Origin of the sequence: Nitrosomonas sp. (assembly GCF_022842015.1) — a bacterium.
GTDB lineage: Bacteria > Pseudomonadota > Gammaproteobacteria > Burkholderiales > Nitrosomonadaceae > Nitrosomonas.
The window spans coordinates 1-19,215 of the sequence record NZ_JALHQJ010000008.1 but is presented as its reverse complement, the minus strand read 5'-3'; the positions used below and the strand labels follow the sequence as shown (position 1 = coordinate 19,215).

At 43.6% G+C, this 19,215-nt stretch carries 20 protein-coding genes and 1 pseudogene; 8 read left to right on the top strand and 13 right to left on the bottom strand.

The features are described 5' to 3' along the window. Positions 1–63: 63 nt before the first annotated feature. Positions 64–933 (top strand): hypothetical protein, encoded by an 870-nt coding sequence (locus Q0C11_RS02495; protein WP_293005441.1) that lies wholly within the window; start codon positions 64–66, stop codon positions 931–933. 71 nt (positions 934–1,004) lie between these two features. Here Q0C11_RS02495 and Q0C11_RS02490 read toward each other — a convergent pair whose 3' ends face one another. The 3 genes from Q0C11_RS02490 to Q0C11_RS02480 are packed head-to-tail and all read right to left on the bottom strand — an operon-like array spanning position 1,005 to position 2,976. Continuing rightward, positions 1,005–1,784 (bottom strand): DUF2063 domain-containing protein, encoded by a 780-nt coding sequence (locus Q0C11_RS02490; RefSeq protein WP_293005439.1) that lies wholly within the window; start codon positions 1,782–1,784, stop codon positions 1,005–1,007. Next, positions 1,762–2,619, bottom strand: coding sequence for a DUF692 domain-containing protein (locus tag Q0C11_RS02485; protein WP_293005437.1), 858 nt, complete (start codon positions 2,617–2,619; stop codon positions 1,762–1,764). Before Q0C11_RS02485 ends, Q0C11_RS02490 begins: the two co-directional genes overlap by 23 nt. A gap of 27 nt (positions 2,620–2,646) precedes the next feature. Further along, a complete protein-coding gene (locus Q0C11_RS02480; protein WP_293005435.1) occupies positions 2,647–2,976 on the bottom strand; it encodes a hypothetical protein in 330 nt (109 codons plus the stop codon). Positions 2,977–3,143: 167 nt separating this feature from the next. On the opposite strand from Q0C11_RS02480, the gene Q0C11_RS02475 reads away from it, so the two are divergent. The 4 genes from Q0C11_RS02475 to Q0C11_RS02460 all read left to right on the top strand — a co-directional run bounded on the left by Q0C11_RS02475 (position 3,144) and on the right by Q0C11_RS02460 (position 7,281). Then, entirely contained in the window at positions 3,144–3,869 is a 726-nt protein-coding gene (locus Q0C11_RS02475; RefSeq protein WP_293005433.1) for a hypothetical protein, read from the top strand. Between the two features lie 103 nt (positions 3,870–3,972). After that, a complete protein-coding gene (gene murJ, locus Q0C11_RS02470) occupies positions 3,973–5,511 on the top strand; it encodes a murein biosynthesis integral membrane protein MurJ (protein ID WP_293005431.1) in 1,539 nt (512 codons plus the stop codon). A 167-nt stretch (positions 5,512–5,678) separates the two neighbouring features. Beyond that, positions 5,679–6,182 (top strand): SRPBCC family protein, encoded by a 504-nt coding sequence (locus Q0C11_RS02465; RefSeq protein ID WP_293005429.1) that lies wholly within the window; start codon positions 5,679–5,681, stop codon positions 6,180–6,182. Positions 6,183–6,246: 64 nt separating this feature from the next. Next, positions 6,247–7,281, top strand: coding sequence for a methyltransferase (locus Q0C11_RS02460; protein WP_293005427.1), 1,035 nt, complete (start codon positions 6,247–6,249; stop codon positions 7,279–7,281). 346 nt (positions 7,282–7,627) lie between these two features. On the opposite strand, the gene Q0C11_RS02455 is transcribed toward Q0C11_RS02460, so the two are convergent. From Q0C11_RS02455 to Q0C11_RS02410, 10 genes are all read right to left on the bottom strand, one after another. Next, positions 7,628–10,210: a glycosyltransferase family 39 protein gene (locus Q0C11_RS02455; RefSeq protein ID WP_293005425.1), complete on the bottom strand. Its 2,583-nt coding sequence runs from the start codon at positions 10,208–10,210 to the stop codon at positions 7,628–7,630. Positions 10,211–10,256: 46 nt separating this feature from the next. After that, a complete protein-coding gene (gene mltG, locus Q0C11_RS02450; RefSeq protein WP_293005423.1) occupies positions 10,257–11,252 on the bottom strand; it encodes an endolytic transglycosylase MltG in 996 nt (331 codons plus the stop codon). Positions 11,253–11,269: 17 nt separating this feature from the next. Next, positions 11,270–12,511 (bottom strand): beta-ketoacyl-ACP synthase II, encoded by a 1,242-nt coding sequence (gene fabF, locus Q0C11_RS02445; RefSeq protein ID WP_293005420.1) that lies wholly within the window; start codon positions 12,509–12,511, stop codon positions 11,270–11,272. Positions 12,512–12,550: 39 nt separating this feature from the next. Continuing rightward, the gene (acpP, locus tag Q0C11_RS02440; protein ID WP_103965054.1) at positions 12,551–12,793 is read right to left on the bottom strand and encodes an acyl carrier protein; all 243 of its coding nucleotides are present in this window, start codon (positions 12,791–12,793) and stop codon (positions 12,551–12,553) included. Between the two features lie 183 nt (positions 12,794–12,976). Continuing rightward, positions 12,977–13,720, bottom strand: a complete 744-nt coding sequence (fabG, locus tag Q0C11_RS02435) for a 3-oxoacyl-ACP reductase FabG (protein WP_293005417.1) — start codon at positions 13,718–13,720, stop codon at positions 12,977–12,979. A gap of 45 nt (positions 13,721–13,765) precedes the next feature. Further along, complete coding sequence (fabD, locus tag Q0C11_RS02430; RefSeq protein WP_293005415.1) at positions 13,766–14,710, bottom strand: ACP S-malonyltransferase; 945 nt, start codon at positions 14,708–14,710, stop codon at positions 13,766–13,768. A gap of 2 nt (positions 14,711–14,712) precedes the next feature. Beyond that, complete coding sequence (locus Q0C11_RS02425) at positions 14,713–15,669, bottom strand: beta-ketoacyl-ACP synthase III (RefSeq protein WP_293005414.1); 957 nt, start codon at positions 15,667–15,669, stop codon at positions 14,713–14,715. Beyond that, a complete protein-coding gene (plsX, locus tag Q0C11_RS02420; RefSeq protein ID WP_293005412.1) occupies positions 15,669–16,709 on the bottom strand; it encodes a phosphate acyltransferase PlsX in 1,041 nt (346 codons plus the stop codon). Before plsX ends, Q0C11_RS02425 begins: the two co-directional genes overlap by 1 nt. Positions 16,710–16,775: 66 nt before the next feature. Then, positions 16,776–16,955, bottom strand: coding sequence for a 50S ribosomal protein L32 (rpmF, locus tag Q0C11_RS02415; RefSeq protein ID WP_292919268.1), 180 nt, complete (start codon positions 16,953–16,955; stop codon positions 16,776–16,778). Positions 16,956–16,973: 18 nt separating this feature from the next. Then, positions 16,974–17,474: a YceD family protein gene (locus Q0C11_RS02410; RefSeq protein WP_293005410.1), complete on the bottom strand. Its 501-nt coding sequence runs from the start codon at positions 17,472–17,474 to the stop codon at positions 16,974–16,976. A 71-nt stretch (positions 17,475–17,545) separates the two neighbouring features. Here Q0C11_RS02410 and Q0C11_RS02405 point away from each other — a divergent pair, with 71 nt between their 5' ends. The 3 genes and pseudogenes from Q0C11_RS02405 to Q0C11_RS02395 all read left to right on the top strand — a co-directional run. After that, positions 17,546–18,145: a Maf family nucleotide pyrophosphatase gene (locus tag Q0C11_RS02405; RefSeq protein WP_293005408.1), complete on the top strand. Its 600-nt coding sequence runs from the start codon at positions 17,546–17,548 to the stop codon at positions 18,143–18,145. A 110-nt stretch (positions 18,146–18,255) separates the two neighbouring features. Continuing rightward, positions 18,256–18,624: a hypothetical protein gene (locus tag Q0C11_RS02400; protein WP_293005406.1), complete on the top strand. Its 369-nt coding sequence runs from the start codon at positions 18,256–18,258 to the stop codon at positions 18,622–18,624. A 121-nt stretch (positions 18,625–18,745) separates the two neighbouring features. Next, positions 18,746–19,215: pseudogene (locus Q0C11_RS02395) on the top strand (TolC family protein); the annotation flags it as partial.

The following is a 19,215-nucleotide window of genomic DNA, read 5'->3' as shown; positions in this document are numbered from 1 at the left end:
TAATCAATTAACCCATTCATCCGAATAGTTATCTTATTATCAAAGCAACCGGAGATTATTAACATGAAACAGATTATTTTATTTACTTGCACCTTCGCTTTACTTGGGAACATTTATTCCGTTTTTGCTACGACTGCCAGTGACACCGAGAAACTGCTTAACTGGGCTGAAAATACACATCGGGAAACCTTTCCCAGTCACCAAGCAACACAAAACATTGAGCCCTGGTTATTCCGCTATTATCCGGAATCTAATGTCTACGCGGGTGTTAACAAAAATGACAACAACGTTTATGTGATGGGAGGTCCTTGGGGGAATAGTCCTACATTGATCAACACTTTATCCAGCCTGATTACTCAAATTAACAATTCGGGCGGTAATAGTGGCATCGCCGCCTGCGACATCACCAATGCGCTGGCTGGCGTCAGTTATAGTCAAAGTGGCAATGTAGTCACAATGACCACTAATGGTGCGTGTGTTCAAGCTCCAGATCTGACGAATACCAATCTTTGCAAAGTGCCGCAACAAACAACTGCCAGTGGCATTTCTTTGCTGGGCAGCAACACCATTACTTCATCAAGTATTGAGGGTTTGTCAACCAGCATTCCCGGATTACCTAACCCATTCCAAGCTATTGTCGATGCTGCAGCGAACGTGAAGCATTGCACTATCAATGCACCTGCCGAAATAGCTAATTTGGTCGTAAACTCTGATCTTTGTCTCGATATTACAACTCCTCTCACGAATACATTGGCTGGTCTGCCTGTCGATGGCATTGTGCTCACTCCTCCGGTTAAATATTTCACCAAGGGAACTTATAGAACAGAGGGTGTAACGGATTGTTTTGCAACGGACGCCATGACGATTAATGATGCTTACACCGGAGATGTCTGGATCAAGCAGAACGGCAATTTTATCAAAGTAAACAATTAAAAGTAGCTCCCAGGATAACTTCTCCGCTACAGAGGAGTTATCCCCATCACTCATATTGCACTTTTTGTGTATTAAATGTAAATCCCTAAAATCACCTGACGTTTCCGCAAATCATTCAATATTCCCAGTCCGCCGCGGATGACAATATCGGGTTGCGCATGTTTCAACTCAACAGCTATTTGTTGCAATAATGTCCGTGCAGATTTGTGATCATTGCGACTAATCAACTGCAGCAACCGAGCGGTTACTGCATTAATCTCAATAAAATGCACGTCAAAATCGGCATCTCGATAAACAATTAAATGTGTTTGCGTCGCTCCGGGTACTCTTGGCTGAAAATCCGGGCTGATTTTGTGTACCGGAAAACGATAGCTCAATGGCCAGGCTAACGGGGAAATCACCGGGATCCCATCAAGCAAGCCACCTTCTGGATTTATTCTCGCTTCTTCTACTTTTTCATCCAATATTGAAAGCGCTAGTTCAACCCACTCATAATGAGCCAGTTCCAGAATAAATGGCGGATCATCTGGTTGCGCTGTGCGCTCAAGTTCCAAATATTTCAGAAACTCGCGCGGCATTTCCGGAAATAATGGCGTACGTGACAAGTGCCTAGCAAAATAATCCCGAATCATTGCATGCCAGGGTTTATCCAACATAATTTGACGTAATACCGGAAAGCTATTGGCGATATAACCTTCCACGTTGTTATAGAACAGCTCGCGGTATATTTTCAAGCGCCGTTCTTCGAGTGCTTCAGGGCAGGGATTGTTTTCCGGATCGCGGATATGCGCCGCAAAAAAATATTGCTGCCGTACAAATTCGGGACGATCAGCCGTGTTGTAGGTAATCACCAGGTTGCGTCAACCATTTTGACTGTAGTGCATGAATAATATCCACTTCTTGCAGCATTTCTATCAGTGGCGGCAGATTGAAATCACGCTCCAGCAAAGTCGGAATGACGCCAAAATGCTGATAGGCTTTCTCGAGTAACCGCCAAACGGGATCTATGACATCCGCGCCATGCGTGTCAACAATGAGGTCTTCCGCTTCCTGATAATGCCCGGCAACATGAATGTAACGAATGCGTTCAGCCGGCAATTCGCGCAAAAATGCTTCGGCATCGTAGCGATGATTGATGCTATTGACATAAATATTATTGACATCAAGCAATAGATCGCAATCCGCTTCCTGCAACACAGCATTCAAAAAATCAATTTCTTCCATCTGCTGACCGGGAGTTGCATAGTAGGATACATTCTCCACTGCGATACGCCGCTCCAGAATGTCTTGCACATAACGAATACGGTTCGCTACATAATGCACCGCTTCCTCAGCGAAAGGTATCGGCATTAAATCATACAGATGCCCATCGTCACTGCAATAGCTGAGATGTTCGCTGTAATAGCAGATGCGGTGCTCTTTAAAAAATCTTTTCAAACGGTGCAGAAAAGCTTCATCCAATGGCGACGGCCCACCGATTGAAAGTGATAATCCATGACAAATAAAAGGAAATTGCTCGGTCAGTTCACGCAACCTCTTTCCGTAGCGTCCACCGACACCTAGCCAGTTTTCTGGCGCAACTTCCCAGAAATTCACCTGCTGCGGAATTTGATCTGCCAGCGAACCTATCATCGATCGCCGCAGACCAAGACCCACACCATGAACAGGATAATGATTTCTGCTCATAGATTAAAAAGATTACTTTTTAGAATCTCACTTACCTTCACCGGATTTACCTTCACCTTCAGCATTCTTACCGTCGTCTTTGCCTTCCATATTTTGCTTCATTTTATTCTTGCTGCCACATTTACCTTCACCACACTTGCCTTCCATATCCTTTTTCATTTCACTCTTGCCGTCAGCCTGCCCTTCTTGCCCGGCTTTTTTTGCACTGTCTCCATACGCCAGCATGTAACCACTGGAAAGCTCACTCATTGCAAACGGATTACTCTGTGTCTCAGCACTCAAGTTGGTTGCTGCTAAACTGGTAACTAATGCTGTGCCTAAAGCAATCGAAATAGGTTTAATGATTTTTTTCGACATGATTTTCTCTCCATAAAAAAGATGAATAAGATCGGATCATAATAATAACCCCAAATTGTTAAACAATTGTTGATTTCTTTGTTGCTTTTTTTGCTTGCGGCTCTCTGTTAAACTCAGCGCTGCAAAAAATACTATAAGAATATGCTTGATAATCTAAGGAGCTTTGAATGTTTAACAAACCCAACCAGCTGATTTTTTACATCAATGTCTTGATCATTGTCTTTGGTGCATTGGTTGCACTGCTTACCCCATTTTTCGTTGTTGGATTAATTTTTACGATTTGTGCAGCGCTGCTGATTCTTGATCAATTCAGACAAAACAAATCTGCTTACACCATTTCAGATTTAAAAAAATTATTAACCGTTCATGATAATGGCGGCAATAAAGCAACATTGACACAAACGCAGATGACAACCGCATGCCATGTCGATAATTCAGAATACTGGTTTAAAAATATTCGCGCGATTGGCAGTATCAGCAATTTCAGAATCAACCATGGACAACCAGATGATCAACAAAAAGAAAATGGGAACTATCACGTTTGCATGAGAATTCCGCCCGAATTAAAATTAATCGATGGCGCCGATCTGACATTAACCTACGAATATCAAGGCGCTTTTACACAAAGCCAAGGCACGCTTTCTCACGTGATCGATGATGACACACAACATCTGCATATGACAGTACAATTGCCTGAAGGCCGCGCCGTTTCTACTGCTCGTTTTTTCTGCAGGCATGGTGGTAAAGAACAAGATTTACTGCCGCCGATAGTAACTGGGCAAACAACCATTGCAGCTGATATCAAAAACCCGAAATTGGGTGCGGAATACTGCCTGCAATGGAATTGGTCCGAGTCAGGCTTGTTAGGAAAATTAGGTGGTCTTTTTAAATAATTATTTTTTCGTTAGCAAACACACTCACTAATAGAGTCTAGATAATATAAATTTAACAGCGCTGTTCAATCTTCTGCCCGCCGCCAGGAAAAGATAAATACCATTGAATTTACTTAAAGCGCTCGCTGCGATCAGCAGCATGACTTTCGTATCGCGCATTCTCGGTTTTGTGCGGGATATTATGATTGCTCGTATTTTTGGGGCAGGAATGGCAACAGATGCTTTTTTTGTCGCCTTCCGGATTCCCAATCTACTGCGGCGATTATTTGCCGAAGGCGCATTTTCCCAGGCATTCGTTCCGATCCTCGCAGAATACAAGAATACCCGAACACCCGAAGAAACGCGCGAGTTGATTGATCATATCACCATGCTTTTGGGCATCACGCTGTTTGTTGTCACGCTGGTGGGAATCGTGACAGCCCCATTCATCATCTATGCCAGCGCACCGGGGTTCTCTGCTGACCCGGAAAAATTCAATCTGACAGTTGAACTACTGCAGATTACATTTCCTTACATTTTATTCATTTCCTTGGTCGCATTAGCAGGTGGCATACTCAATACCTATGGCAGGTTTAATGTGCCTGCAATCACACCTGCATTATTAAATTTGTCATTTATCGGTTGTGCATTGTGGCTCACGCCACTTATCGACCCCCCGGTTCTTGCACTAGCTTGGGCAGTTTTTATCGGTGGCATACTACAACTTGTATTCCAGATACCATTCCTACTACGCCTCAAATTATTGCCACGCATTCGTTTCCGCAATCGAGATACGGGCGCCTGGCGAGTAATCAAACTAATGGGCCCAGCGGTTTTCGGTGTATCGGTCAGCCAAATCAGTCTGTTGATCAATACCATATTCGCTTCTTTACTGGTTACGGGCAGTGTATCCTGGCTCTACTATGCCGATCGCTTAATGGAATTCCCTGCTGGCCTGCTAGGCGTCGCATTAGGTACCATACTACTACCGTCCTTGGCGCGGCATTACAATAATAACAGCACTGAAGAATATTCCCGCCTGCTGGATTGGGGTCTAAGAATGACGATGTTGCTGACCTTACCCGCAGCACTCGCACTGGCACTATTGGCAACACCTTTGATCACAACACTTTTTTACCATGGCGCCTTTACTGAGCACGATGTATGGATGACGCGTGAAGCATTGATTGCATACAGCATTGGACTGCTCGGATTAATTCTGGTTAAGGTACTTGCACCGGGATTTTATGCACGACAGAACATCAAAACTCCCGTCAAAATCGCCGTGATCACGCTGATCGCTACACAACTTATGAATCTTGCCTTTATCATTCCATTCAAACACGCCGGGCTCGCGTTAGCCATTGGGCTAGGCGCCTGCTTGAATGCGGGGCTGTTGTACTATAAATTATGCAGCCACAAAATCTATCAACCGCAACCTGGATGGCTTAATTTCTTTGTCAAAATACTGATCGCTTTGGCAAGCATGGGAATTGTTTTATGGTTCACGACAGGGAGTGACACCTCCTGGTTGACCGATTCCACCATGACTCGCATCGGCCGATTAAGCTGGATAATAATCATGGGCGCTTCGAGCTATTTTGCCGCTTTGTGGTTGCTGGGATTCCGCATCAAAGATTTTACTAAGCAACAAGTCATATAACTCACACTTCTGCAAACACCCCATCAGTTTCTTAAAATCAGAATTCTTCTTTATCAGCCACTATACCGATATAGCACTTGTAATTGATGCCTTATTCGTTTAACGTTTGAATTCATCGTGATCAATAACGTAATTGGATGTTTATTAGTCAGTAAGGGTTAAGCGATATGTTTAATTTAGGTTCCATGCTCAACTTAGGCTCTACTGAACCGGTCGTAGGTAAGGCGCATACTATAGTAGAGCATTCAGCCTCCGCAGTATTCCAGTATCTCGCAGACGGTCTATTTGAGAATTATCCCCAATGGTCTCCCGAAGTTAAAGAGCTAGAAAAAATCACTCTCGGCCCGGTGCAGTTAGGAACTGAAGGACGACAAGTACGTATTGATCAAGGACGCCGCACAGAATCCAAATTCAAGATATCCGCTTACGAACCCGGTGCACGCCTAACACTTCTCGGAATATCTGATCCATTTCGCTGCACGTATGAATTACAAGCGATCAATCCTGAGCGCTCGACCAAACTGACGTTTTCTTTTGAACTGCTTGAAATTCTACCGATTATGCGACCTTTTGAAGGACTGGTTCGCGTTGCGATCAAGGATGGTGCCGAACGCACGGTGCAGAATATTAAGCGCTTGCTCGAAGCGGAGAAATCCAAGCAAGCTTCTTAACTAAAAATATCTTGAGTCACGCTGCATAGCAGTTCCAAGCGTCTAACAAATAAAAGGAGGATTGATGGTACAAAATACCTTTCCCAACAACCCAGTACCGAGAGTTGATGATCGTCCGCTATGGGATGTAGTCTTTGCAGTTTATGGTTATCCTGCATTATTACTAGCGCATCGGTTAAAAATATTTCCGTTACTGGCAGAGAGCCCGCGTACCTTAACTGATATTTGCAACGCACTAAATATCAAGCAACGCCCGGCAGAAGCAATTTTAACGGCAGCTACTGCCTTGGGTTTCCTGTCTTTGCAAGAAGGACATTATTTTCTGACTGCGGTGTCAGAGGAATACCTGCTAGAGAATAGTCCTAATTATTTCGGTTTTTTCTGGGATCTGATGATTGACAATTACCAGGTATCCTCCTTTGAAAGTCTGGAAAAAGCAGTTTTTACAGATTCTCCACAAGCTTACGGAGGCGGTGATATTTTCAAGACTCACGAAGAACAAATCGAATTGCTGCGTCGCTTTACTCGCGGCATGCATAGTACTAGTATTTCGTCAGCGTTCGTTTGGCCCGAAGTTTTGGATTTTTCTCAAAATCGTCTGATGCTTGACGTTGCAGGAGGTTCTGCGGCTCACTCGATTGGTGCAGCATCAAAGCTACCCAACTTGAAAGTAATCTTTATGGATTTTGCTCAGGTATGCGAAGTAGCTCAAGAATATATCAATCAGTATGGTTTACAGGAACGAATTAAGACACAAGAAACCAACATTTGGAGCGATCATTGGCCTTCCGCAGATTTACATTTTTTCTCAAATATTTATCACGATTGGCCCCCAGAAAAATGCCACTTTCTAACGGCAAAGAGTTTCAACAGCCTTGAAGTTGGCGGACGGATCGTGATCCATGAAATGCTCTATGATGATAAAAAAACAGGCCCTTTTGCCCCTGCAGCATTTAGTATGATGATGATGGGCTGGACCGAAGGAAAACAGTATTCTGGTCAAGAGTTGTATTCAATGTTAACGGAAATAGGATTTGAGGAAGTTCAAGTCCATCAAGCTTTCGGATACTATAGCATTGTAACGGGCCGCAAGCCTTAAATTGCATTTCCAGCACGCTAATCTCAAAATGTCATTCGGTTATTTGGAAGTTAAGTAGTCAATTTTTGTCAATCGTCATAAAAACATGAAGTGAATGCAAACAAGCTCCGGTGACTTGATCTTCTCTATTAAAATAGTGAAATCTCGCTGTTCTTGCCATTCGATAATCCAACCGGAAATGAGATCAATAGTCGCACACTTTCTACATTCTTATTTTCGCTACTTGTATTTTTGATTAGCACACCTGCATGCTCGCGCATAAGACCTTTAGCATTACAATTCGAGTTAAAGAAGACAAAATGAACTATCAACTTTTTTTGAATAGTTTCCTGTATCCCAGGAAACCCTAATTAACTCCTTTAAATCCCTGGGAAATGCGGTAATATACCCGACGCACAGGCTCACCATGGCGTTCGATTACACGATATTCAACCGCGCCGGGGTGATTAAGCATTCCTTTAACATCAATGTCTGGTCGTATTTTTTCTAAATGGCGACGTTTCATGCCAACCTGAATGATCGGTCGATCAGTGGGGTTTTGGAGAGGAAACCAGAATTCATACATGGCCCCACTATCGCCGAACATATTACGTGAACGGATATCCAACTTGGCATTACCGTGCGTATAAAAATATAGCGCACTGGCAACAGACCATTTGCTCATGCCCACAATGATGGGTTCCTGGTTCGTTTGATTTCTGACTTCAGCTGCAATTTTCTCGATCTCAGCGGCGGTTTCACGCCAGAAATAATGTTCTGTGAATAAATGATAGGGTATACCTGGTATTCCCAGCACCACAAAATGCAGCACAAAGGCGTAACCAAAGATGCAAGCAATAATGGTCGGTCGCCATGTTATTTGAATGCGCTTGAACAGAGTGCTCAGATGGTCGGCATGAACAATCATCCATGCAATGGTTGGTAATAGGGCAAGCCAGATCGGTGCGGTCCAATGAAATCGGGGTGCATCAAAAGTACTGAGCATGAAACAAACGAATACTGGAATACCGGCGAAAACTTGTACAAACAAATGGCGCCTGCGTTCGAGAAGCTGAGATTCTGGTCGCTTGATAAAAAATAAGGCGAATATTGCTGCAAGAAAACCAATAGGGGTTAATAAAATGATAATGTGGAGAATGAATAAATGGACTGCAAATTTATAGTCATCTGCCAATACCCGATTCGACTGGAATGCAAAAGACGCCCAATCATTTTGATAGTTCCAGATAATTACCGGCGAAAAGAGAAGCAATGCCAGTAGTGCTGCTAAATAAGGATGTGGACGTTTCATCCAACGGCGTGCTGCCGGATCTATAATTACAAACACCAATGCGGCTAACCCCAGTAACCCCAGCGAGTATTTCGATAGCAGCCCAAGACCGAACGCAACTCCCATTCCTAGCCAAGCCGTATTTTGGTGAGCGACTAGCGCGCGTTCCATGTAATAGAGGGTTGCTGCCCACGCTGCAAAAAGTGGCGCATCGGGTGTCATTAACAAGCCAGTGGAAAATCCGAGTGGCAAGATAACTAGCAGTAACAAAGTGCACATTGCAGTGGATTTATCGTACAAATTCTGGGCCAATGCATACAGATACCCCATTGTGATAAAACCACAGAGAAGTGCACCAATGCGGACACCGAATTCATTGTGTCCTAGAATTGATGTACCAAGCCAGATTAACCAAGCAACTGCGGGGGGATGATCATAAAAACTGAGATCCATGTGTTGCGCATATTGCCAATAATAAGCTTCATCTGGGATGAGTTGCGCCAAACCGAAATAAACCAGCCGCAACAATATGGCGAACAATACAATGCCAATTGCCGCTGTACGCCAGCGTATTTCCAGTGAGGGAAGGTTTTTTTTATTGGGGAACACATAAAAAGCCGAACCCAAGAAGTTTACCGCTGCTGTAGTAACTATAGCCGGGAAAATGGCTAATAGAGGCGGGACATGCCAAACATAAACCAGAAAAGCCAGCACGCCTCCGCGTAATAATAACGCGAGTGCGCCAACGGTTAAAAATCGACCAAATTGGTGCCAGCGTAAACAGCCTTCATGATGTTCACGAAATGACCACTTTGAGTTAAGGGCATAGTTGAAGGTTGCTGCAACAAAAAAACTGATGAAGTGGGACAGAGCAAGCCCAGCTTCACGGCTGATCATCCAATGAAAAACAAAAGCATCTATTAATACACCTAACAGTCCAACTGCTGCAAAACGTCCTGCCGTATTGATCGTGGCCGTTCCTCCGGCTAACGTGATCAAACGTTGTATATAAGCTTGCTGGTGAAATAATGATAGCTTTGAAGTGCCGTAGGTACGATCGCGAAAACAAATTGGTATCTCTGTTACACGAATTTTCCCTTGGTTAGCCATGAGTAGTTCGAGCAAAATCTTGTAACCATGTGCATGACTTGAAATGTTTTTGGCCAGATCCCTGCGAAATGAAAAAAAACCGGATGTGGCATCATTCACATCACAGATGGGTCGCGCTATCCATCCACCCACGCGAGATAAGAACTGTCGATACAATGGCCAATTTTCGGTACTGCCTCCCGCAATATACCGACTTCCAACGACCACATCATGAGAATCATTTAATATCGGGGCAACGATAGCTGGTAATTGCTCAGGCGGATGACTGAGATCGGCATCCATAACAACGATGACATCACTATTAGCCGCAGCAACGCCTGATAGTATCGAAGCAGTTAAGTCCGGTGTTTCTCGCCGTTCGATCAATCGAACATTTGATCGATTTGCCCAGTTAAGTACTTTATTCGGAGTACCATCGGTTGAGCCGTCGTCAACAATAATTACTTCAAAAGAATCTGGAACAAAATCCAATGCAAAGATGCGGGTTAAAAGTAAATCAATATTCTCGGATTCATTCAGCGTGGGCACTACGATGGAAAATTGTATCATGTAGCTCACAGGTCAAAAGTGACGCTTGATTAATGGCAGCATAATGTTATTTTTGTTGCTTCTGGTATTTATTTACTGCTTTATTATGATCTGTCAAATTGGTTGAAAACTGAGATTCTCCATTACCTTTTGCAACGAAATAGAGCGCATCCGTTTCGCTTGGATTAAGGGCTGCGCGGATCGAGGCAAGACCTGGCATGGCAATGGGAGTCGGCGGCAGGCCAGAACGCGTATAAGTATTATATTCCTGGTCGATTAACAAGTCCTTTTTGCGCAAATTACCGTCAAACTGTTCACCCAAACCATAAATAATGGTTGGGTCAGTTTGTAAACGCATGCCTTTGCGTAACCGGTTGATAAACACACCAGCTATTTCAGCGCGATCACTTTCCAAGCCGGTTTCTTTTTCTATAATGGAAGCCAGTATCAGCGCCTCATAAGGCGTGGTTAATGGTAATGATTCTGCACGAGCTATCCAACTACTCTCCAAGTGATTTTGCATATTCTGGTAGGCGCGTTGCAAAATTTCTATATCACTACTATCTCTAACAAAATAATAAGTATCAGGGAAAAACAAACCTTCAGCGGAGGTTTCAACTGCACCTATTACGCGTAGAATTTCCTGATCACTCAATCCAGTCGTAAAATTCCTAATTGTTGGATGCTCATTCAATACTTGCCTGATTTGAGCAAATGTCCACCCTTCAATGAATCTTATTTCATTTTGTATCACATCACCTTTGATCAGAGCCCTTAATAATGCAACCTGAGTAAGATTTTCCTTAAATCTATAATCACCCGCTTTGATTGCAGATTCCTGATTCTGATAGCGTGCCAATAGTATAAATGTCCATTTGTTCAGGATAACCCCGGCATCTTCTAGTTGCTGAGAAACTTGCTTCAGATTGGCACCAGCCGGAATAGACATATCATAAGGAATTGCAGGTAGGCTAACACTTGAATGAACATGAAGATAGAGCCATGAAACAAGCAAAATGGCTATCAATATCCCAGAAAAAAGTAGGCGTTTTAGCTTTTGCATGCGCCAATGGATAAAATTTATATACGGCGGAAAACGAGCGTTCCGTTGGTTCCTCCAAACCCGAAGGAGTTTGACAATGCAACTTTAATACTCATATTTCTAGCAGTGTTAGGGATATAATCAAGATCACATTGCGGATCTTGATTGACAAGATTAATGGTCGGCGGGGCAATTTGATGGTACGTCGCCAGTACTGAAAAAATAGCTTCTACACCACCAGCGGCACCCAATAAATGCCCTGTCATTGATTTTGTAGAATTAACAGCAAGTTTACTTGCATGGTTACCAAAACAGCGTTTGACCGCAATGGTCTCGGCAATGTCACCTAATGGTGTAGATGTGCCGTGTGCATTAACGTAATCCACTTCTGCGGTATTGATTTCGGCATTTTTCAATGCGTTAGACATACAACGTGCAGCACCTTCACCATCGTCGCAAGGTGCTGTCATATGAAATGCATCTGCGCTCATGCCAAAACCAGCTAATTCAGCATAAATTTTAGCGCCGCGGCGCTTGGCATGTTCTATTTCTTCCAATACTAAAACTCCGGCACCTTCACCCAGGACAAAACCATCACGATCGATGTCCCAAGGGCGGCTTGCAATTTCTGGTTCATCATTGTGAACTGACAAAGCTTTAGCGGCGGCAAACCCGCCAATAGCAAGGGGCGTTACACAAGATTCGGCACCACCACACACCATGATATCGGCATCACCATATTCAATCATGCGCGCTGAGTGACCTATACTGTGCGTAGCAGTAGTACATGCTGTCACGATGGCTAGGTTGGGGCCTTTATAGCCATACATGATGGATAAATTTCCCGCAATCATGTTAATGATAGTGCTGGGTATAAAAAAGGGGGATATTTTACGTGGCCCACCCGCATGATATGCGATGTCGGTACTCTCAATCATCGACAATCCGCCAATACCCGAACCGATATTTACACCGATCCTTTCCGCATCTAACTGAGAAATCTCATCGATACCCGCATCTTTAACTGCTTGTATAGCTGCAGCCATACCATAATGAATAAAAATATCCATGCGGCGTGCTTCTTTTGCTGAGAGATATTGGTGAATATCAAAATCTTTTACTTCGCCAGCAATCTGTGAAGTAAAACCAGACGCATCAAAGCGGGAAATCCTGGTAATACCAGATTTTCCCGCAATAATGCTCTCCCATGCACTTGAAATTGTGTTTCCAACAGGCGACACGATACCCAATCCGGTCACCACTATCTTACGTTTGGACAAAATTACTCCACTTCCATGTACATATAAAAAACCAGGAACTTAACCAGCACTCGTGTTGGCGGTAACGTAGTCAATCGCTTCCTGCACGGTATTTATTTTTTCAGCTTGTTCATCCGGAATCTCGCACTCGAACTCTTCTTCTAATGCCATAACCAATTCCACTGTGTCAAGCGAATCTGCGCCCAAATCATTGACAAAAGATGATTCATTCTTGACTTCTGCTTCATTAACGCCAAGTTGCTCAGCTACAATTTTTTTAATCCGCTGCTCAATATTTTCCATCTAGGTATTTCCTTCTCAGGTAAGAAAAACTTATTTATTCTAACAAATTTTACATGTCAACAAAATCGAAACATGGTACAGGATGTAACTATTGCTTAGTTTTATTCGGTGTTACATTATAAAATTTTTTTGAGATTAATTTACTTCCACAATTAATTGAATTAATTTCTATTTATCTATGTGCTAATCCATATACATTCCACCATTAACATGTAGCGTTGTGCCCGTAATATAGCCTGCTGCAAACGAGGCGAGGAATGCAACGGCTGAAGCAACTTCTTCAGGCCGCCCCAATCGCCCCAAGGGAACATGCTGAATCAAGTTTTGTTGAAACTCATCCGGCAGGGAACGCGTCATATCCGTATCGATGAAGCCTGGGGCAACACAGTTGACGGTAATATTGCGACTACCTACTTCACGCGCCAATGATTTACTAAACCCAAATATTCCTGCTTTAGCAGCTGCATAGTTCGTTTGCCCCGTATTCCCCATTGCACCGACAACAGAAGAAATATTAATGATACGACCATATCGAGCCTTCATCATTGCGCGAAGAACCGCGCGGCTTAACCGAAAAACTGATTTTAAATCAGTTTCCATAATTTCATCCCATTCTTCATCTTTCATACGAACCAGCAAATTATCACGTGTAATCCCGGCGTTATTCACTAATATATCCACTTCACCAAATTTTTCACGTATAGTTTGAATAGCATGGTTGATTTGCTCCGCATCATTCACGTTTAAAACGACACTGGAGCCTTTAATGCCCGCCTTATCCAAATATTGATTAATGGCAGTCATGCCACTTTCGCTAGTTGCTGTACCGATAACTACCGCACCAAGCTGTCCTAGTTTTAATGCAATAGCTTGCCCGATTCCCCGGCTAGCGCCAGTTACTAAAGCAATCTTATTTTCCAAGATCATACTCCTTACTTAGAGTCATGATGATTTGCTGCAAATAAACATTGTTCATAGAATCCTTACATCGTTAATCGCTCGCTTGATTGCTTCACTATCAGTCAGTGGCAATTGTTGTAAACTTTGATCGATTCGTTTATTCAATCCAGCCAATACCTTACCAGGGCCACATTCGATAACATGCGTGATTTCAGCGGCCGCAAAAGCCCGGACAGTGTCTACCCAATGTACCGGTCTTATGAGCTGTTGAGCAAGAATTTCTTTGATTGTCGCTGGATCTGAATGTGATTTCACATCAGTATTATGTAGAATTGGGATGTTGGGCGCTTGCAGCGTAACGTGTTGCAATTGCAACTGTAATCTTTCAGCTGCCGGTTTCATTAGAGAACAATGTGAAGGAATGCTCATGGGCAGCATAATTGCACGCTTTGCTCCTTTGGATTTGGCTAATTCTATTCCTTGCAAAATTGCATTTTTGTGTCCCGCGATAACAATCTGACCTGGTGAGTTGAAATTGGCTGGCTCAAGAGATTCTCCATTCCCCTGATTTGTGATGTCGCGACAAATCGCTTTCATGGCTTCATCATCCAGCCCAAGAATCGCAGCCATTCCACCAATACCCTCCGGCACAGCTTGCTGCATAACTTGTGCACGAAAATGCACTAATGATAGTGCATCGGCAAAACTCAGCGCTTCCGACGCAACCAGCGCGGTATACTCGCCCAGACTATGTCCAGCCAGAAATACTGGTTCTTTTCCACCCAGACTAATCCAAGCACGATATACAGCCACTCCTGCGGCAAGCATGAGTGGTTGGGTATTTAGTGTGAGATTGAGGTCTTCCGCAGGCCCGGAATTCACCATCGACCAGAAATCCTGTTTGAGGATATCGGAAGCTTCTTGAAAGGTCTCTTGAATAATGGGTAAATCTGTGTACCCATGCATCATTCCAACCGATTGCGACCCTTGGCCTGGAAATACAAATGCAAATTTCATGATCACCAACGCAGCAAAACTGCTCCCCATGTAAAACCACCGCCAACACCTTCCATCAGGATCAATTGATCAGGCTGAATGCGTCCGTCACGTACGGCAATATCAAGCGCGAGTGGAATGGAAGCTGCTGAAGTATTGCCGTGTTTATCCACTGCCACCACCACTTTTTTCATGGGCAACCCCAACTTCTTTGCCGTTGATTGAATAATCCGGATATTAGCCTGATGAGGAATCAACCAATCAATATCGGTAGACTGCAGATTATTTTCTGCGACTGCTTCGTGCACAACCTCTTCCAGAACTTTGACCGCGAATTTAAAAACGGCATTGCCTTCCATGCTGATGTAAGGCGTACCTTGCACTTTACCGCCACTGATGCATCCAGGGGCAGACAGAATATTACTATAGCTGCCGCTGGCATGCAGATGTGTTGATAAAATTCCGGGGCGATCACTGCGCGACAATACCACCGCCCCTGCACCATCGCCAAACAAAACACAGGTATTACGATCGCTCCAATCGAGTATTTTTGAGTAAATTTCAGTACCAACGACTAAGGCATTGCGGTATTTTCCTGAACTGACAAACATATCGGCTGTTGCCAGCGCATAAACGAAGCCACTGCAAACCGCTTGTACATCAAATGCCGGACAATTTTCGATACCCAATTTATTTTGCAGAATACAGGCAGTGCTTGGAAAAATCATGTCGGGTGTGGTAGTAGCAACAATGATGAGATCAATGTCTTTTCCGGTGACGCCGGCAGCCAGCATGGCATTCTGGCACGCATACAATGCTAGATCGCTGGCAACCTGATCCTCAGCGGCAATATGCCGCTGGGTAATGCCGGTTCGTGTTCGTATCCATTCATCGCTGGTATCGACGATACGCTCCAGATCGAGATTAGTAAGTATTTTTTCCGGTAAATAGCTACCTGTTCCAGTAATTCTTGAATACATTATCTTGTAACATCTTTAGAAGATATTTTTGGATGCTGAGAAAACTCAGCCACCCGCTCGCTAATCCGCCGCAACATTCCGCCACGAACTTCATCAGCAGCTCGCTTTATAGCAAAGCCAAAAGCATATTTATCTGCGGAACCATGACTTTTAATTACTATCCCGCGCAAACCCAAAAAACTAGCGCCATTATAGCAACGGTGATCAACGCGGCGTTTGAACGAATTAATGACAGGCATCGCAATGACGCCCGCCAGTTTTGTCAGCAAATTGCGTTTAAATTCTTCGCGCAAATAAGTTGCTAGCATTTGTGCCAGACCCTCCGATGCTTTTAAGGTGATATTGCCAACGAATCCATCGCAAACCACAACATCAGTCGTTCCCTTATAAATATCGGTGCCCTCGACATTACCATAAAAATTAAGCCCGCTAGCGCGCAATAATTCAGCTGCCTGTTTGACTATCTCGTTTCCTTTAATTTCTTCTTCACCAATGTTGAGTAACCCAACGCTTGGATATGCCTTGTCTTCCACCGAAGACACCAAGGATGCGCCCATGATTCCAAATTGAAATAAGTGCACTGCGGTACAGTCGACGTTTGCACCTAGGTCTAAAACATAAGTATGACCAATGCTAGTGGGCAAGATTACAGCCAGTGCTGGACGATCAACACCGGGAATGGTTTTTAACACGAAACGGGAAGTTGCCAATAGCGCACCTGTGTTTCCGGCACTGATACAAGCCTGTGCTTCGCCTGTTTTAACCAGATTGATGGAAACTCGCATGGAAGAGTCCTTCTTGCCACGTAGTGCTGCTGCCGGAGACTCATCCATGCCGATCACTTCACTTGCTGGATGTAAACGTATTCTAGTTCCGAGTTCAGAATTTGCGGCACGTAGTTCAGCCTCAATAGCATCGGGAATGCCAACAAGGATAATATTAGCATCAGGATCGCTGCGTAAATAATCGAGCGCGGACGGAACTGTGACATGTGGGCCATGATCACCGCCCATACAATCAATTGCTACCGTAATATCCAATTTTCAGTGCTCTTGTGGCTGCGAAAAACTTATATTCAGGTGTGTCGTAGCAATAGAAAAAAATTATTAATCGTTTTTTGTTTTGACGACTTTTTTGCCACGATAATATCCGTTTGGACTAATATGGTGACGCAAGTGAATTTCTCCAGTACTTGGTTCCACGGCTAATGGTGGGCTAGTCAGGAAATCATGCGAGCGATGCATGCCGCGCTTCGATGGTGACTTTTTGTTTTGTTGAACTGCCATTGCGATAACTCCTTAAGCTTAATTTGTCTTTTTTAATGCCGCCAATACTGCAAAGGGATGTGCTGGTTTTTTTTTGTCGATCAGATTATCTTCAATTGACTTTAGTGTTAGCGGGCTACACTCACCCTCTGCATGTCGCGATGAAATCGACAAACTAAGAATTACTTCATCTTCAATTAAATTGACCACATCCAAGTCAGGTGTTGCTAAAATAGCATCAATAGTATCGTCTTCGTCAACCTGTTGCAGCTCTGTTTCATTTTTTGCCAGCAACAAAAATGTCTTTAGATCAATTTCGCAAGCCAGTTTCTCAAGACAGCGCTGACAATTCAGATGAATTCTGCCTTTTACTTCCAGCTGCAGGCCAGGCTTTGCATTCTTGTCGAGCTGACCACTAATTTGATAGATTAGCTCTCCTGTTTTGTCAAACAGCAAATCATGCAGACGCACAAGATCAGCCATCGGGATTCTACCATGACGTATACCCGCATTTTGAACAAAATCTAGAGGGTCTATCATTAACCTAACAAACATAAGGCGCGCATGTTATATTTTTTACTCATAAGTGTCAAAAAATAAAGAAGGAAATTTTGAAAACACAAAACGACTTTACGCAGCAAATTATACTGGGATCCGGTTCAGTCTATCGCAAAGAATTGCTTCAACGATTGCAAATTTCTTTTGAAACGAGCAATCCCCAAATTAACGAAGCGCCGCTAATCAATGAATTACCCGAGCAAACGGCTGCACGTTTAGCTGAGGCAAAAGCCCGCGCGGTAGCCAAAACTTATCCACAAGCGCTTATCATTGGCTCAGATCAAGTGGCAGCATTAGGGGATATTCGTCTTGGCAAGCCGATGAATCATGCTAATGCCGTGGAGCAATTACGACAGACACGAGGAAAGGAAATTGTTTTTCATACTGCCGTATGCGTCCTGAATAGTTTCACGGATAAACTACAAATACGTGTTATTCCATACCATGTGAAATTCCGCCAGTTGAGCGATCAACAAATCGAGAATTACTTGTTAAAAGAGCTACCTTATCAATGCGCCGGCAGCGCGAAATCTGAAGGACTCGGCATTGCGCTTATTGAACGAATGACGGGAGATGATCCTAGCGGATTGATCGGATTGCCTCTCATCACTTTAATCGACATGCTGACTCTTGAAGGAGTCAAGATAATTTAAAGTACTCAGAACTTGAATTTATTGATAAAATTTTCTAATCGAAAATAGCAGGATAATGTAAAATGACTGCGACGGTTCGGGACTTAAATTATTTATAAATTGACACGCCGATGCGGAAATATCATGTTTATCCAGTTATTCTTGTGCTGATTATCAGCATACTGACGAATGGATTGAGCTTGTCTTTTCGAGGAGAAGTTTTTGCCCATGAACTGGATCATATTCGTCAATCATTATCTGCGGATCCTGCAACACATCTGGAATTGCATCGAAATAATGTAGCCTGGGATGGTGTTGATCTTGATGCAGCCACTCATTTATGTTTGCACTCCGTGGGACAGTACCAACCATTTTTCTATAATTCTTTTCCACACCTTCCCGATCTGATCGTTACAGAAACTATAACTGTATTCATTTCCTCATTTATTCCTGAAACAATTCCGGATTTACCCCTGCGCCCTCCTCGAAGCACTTTTTAAGCTAGATCAAAAAAATTTAGTATTTGTGGATTACATTTATTAATCTACAGCCGTGGCGCAGATCAATTCAAATTTCATGATGATCAGTTTTATACATGCGTGAGCAGATGCCGGGAGAACTATGAAACCAATCAGTCTGTCTAGGCCTTGCAGTTGGGTGGCAACAGAATTATGGATCATGCTACTGGGTTGTATTCTATTACTGTTTTTTTCACCTCAGATAAAAGCCAGTGCTGATACCTTTAGTGACGCAGCACATCGGATAAATGATCATTCAGCTGAATCTTCAATCAATGAGGCGAGTAATCTTACGTTACACGATGCGGTCAATCTTGCATTACTTCGTAATCCAGAGCTGGCGGCTTTTTCCAAAGAAATGCGCGCATTAGAAGGCGCGACTCTACAAGCTGGGTTGCTAAGAAATCCGGAATTGTCAGTAAATGTTGAGAATGTTGGAAATATCCAGAAGATCCGCGGTGACATTAATGCACCCGATTCGATAGTGCAAGAGGTTGTACAGCAGGTCACGACCATACGCATTGGTCAATTAATCGAGTTAGGCGGAAAGCGCACCGCCAGAGTGAACGCAGC

Excerpts from the sequence above, each read along its gene's own strand:
- Q0C11_RS02495 (WP_293005441.1), top strand. The coding sequence starts at position 64 with ATGAAACAGATTATTTTATTTACTTGCACCTTCGCTTTACTTGGGAAC.
- Q0C11_RS02485 (WP_293005437.1), bottom strand. The coding sequence starts at position 2,619 with ATGAGCAGAAATCATTATCCTGTTCATGGTGTGGGTCTTGGTCTGCGG.
- Q0C11_RS02480 (WP_293005435.1), bottom strand. The coding sequence starts at position 2,976 with ATGTCGAAAAAAATCATTAAACCTATTTCGATTGCTTTAGGCACAGCA.
- Q0C11_RS02475 (WP_293005433.1), top strand. The coding sequence starts at position 3,144 with ATGTTTAACAAACCCAACCAGCTGATTTTTTACATCAATGTCTTGATC.
- Q0C11_RS02465 (WP_293005429.1), top strand. The coding sequence starts at position 5,679 with ATGTTTAATTTAGGTTCCATGCTCAACTTAGGCTCTACTGAACCGGTC.
- Q0C11_RS02460 (WP_293005427.1), top strand. The coding sequence starts at position 6,247 with ATGGTACAAAATACCTTTCCCAACAACCCAGTACCGAGAGTTGATGAT.
- Q0C11_RS02455 (WP_293005425.1), bottom strand. The coding sequence starts at position 10,210 with ATGATACAATTTTCCATCGTAGTGCCCACGCTGAATGAATCCGAGAAT.
- mltG (WP_293005423.1), bottom strand. The coding sequence starts at position 11,252 with ATGCAAAAGCTAAAACGCCTACTTTTTTCTGGGATATTGATAGCCATT.
- acpP (WP_103965054.1), bottom strand. The coding sequence starts at position 12,793 with ATGGAAAATATTGAGCAGCGGATTAAAAAAATTGTAGCTGAGCAACTT.
- fabG (WP_293005417.1), bottom strand. The coding sequence starts at position 13,720 with ATGATCTTGGAAAATAAGATTGCTTTAGTAACTGGCGCTAGCCGGGGA.
- fabD (WP_293005415.1), bottom strand. The coding sequence starts at position 14,710 with ATGAAATTTGCATTTGTATTTCCAGGCCAAGGGTCGCAATCGGTTGGA.
- Q0C11_RS02425 (WP_293005414.1), bottom strand. The coding sequence starts at position 15,669 with ATGTATTCAAGAATTACTGGAACAGGTAGCTATTTACCGGAAAAAATA.
- rpmF (WP_292919268.1), bottom strand. The coding sequence starts at position 16,955 with ATGGCAGTTCAACAAAACAAAAAGTCACCATCGAAGCGCGGCATGCAT.
- Q0C11_RS02410 (WP_293005410.1), bottom strand. The coding sequence starts at position 17,474 with ATGATAGACCCTCTAGATTTTGTTCAAAATGCGGGTATACGTCATGGT.
- Q0C11_RS02400 (WP_293005406.1), top strand. The coding sequence starts at position 18,256 with ATGCGGAAATATCATGTTTATCCAGTTATTCTTGTGCTGATTATCAGC.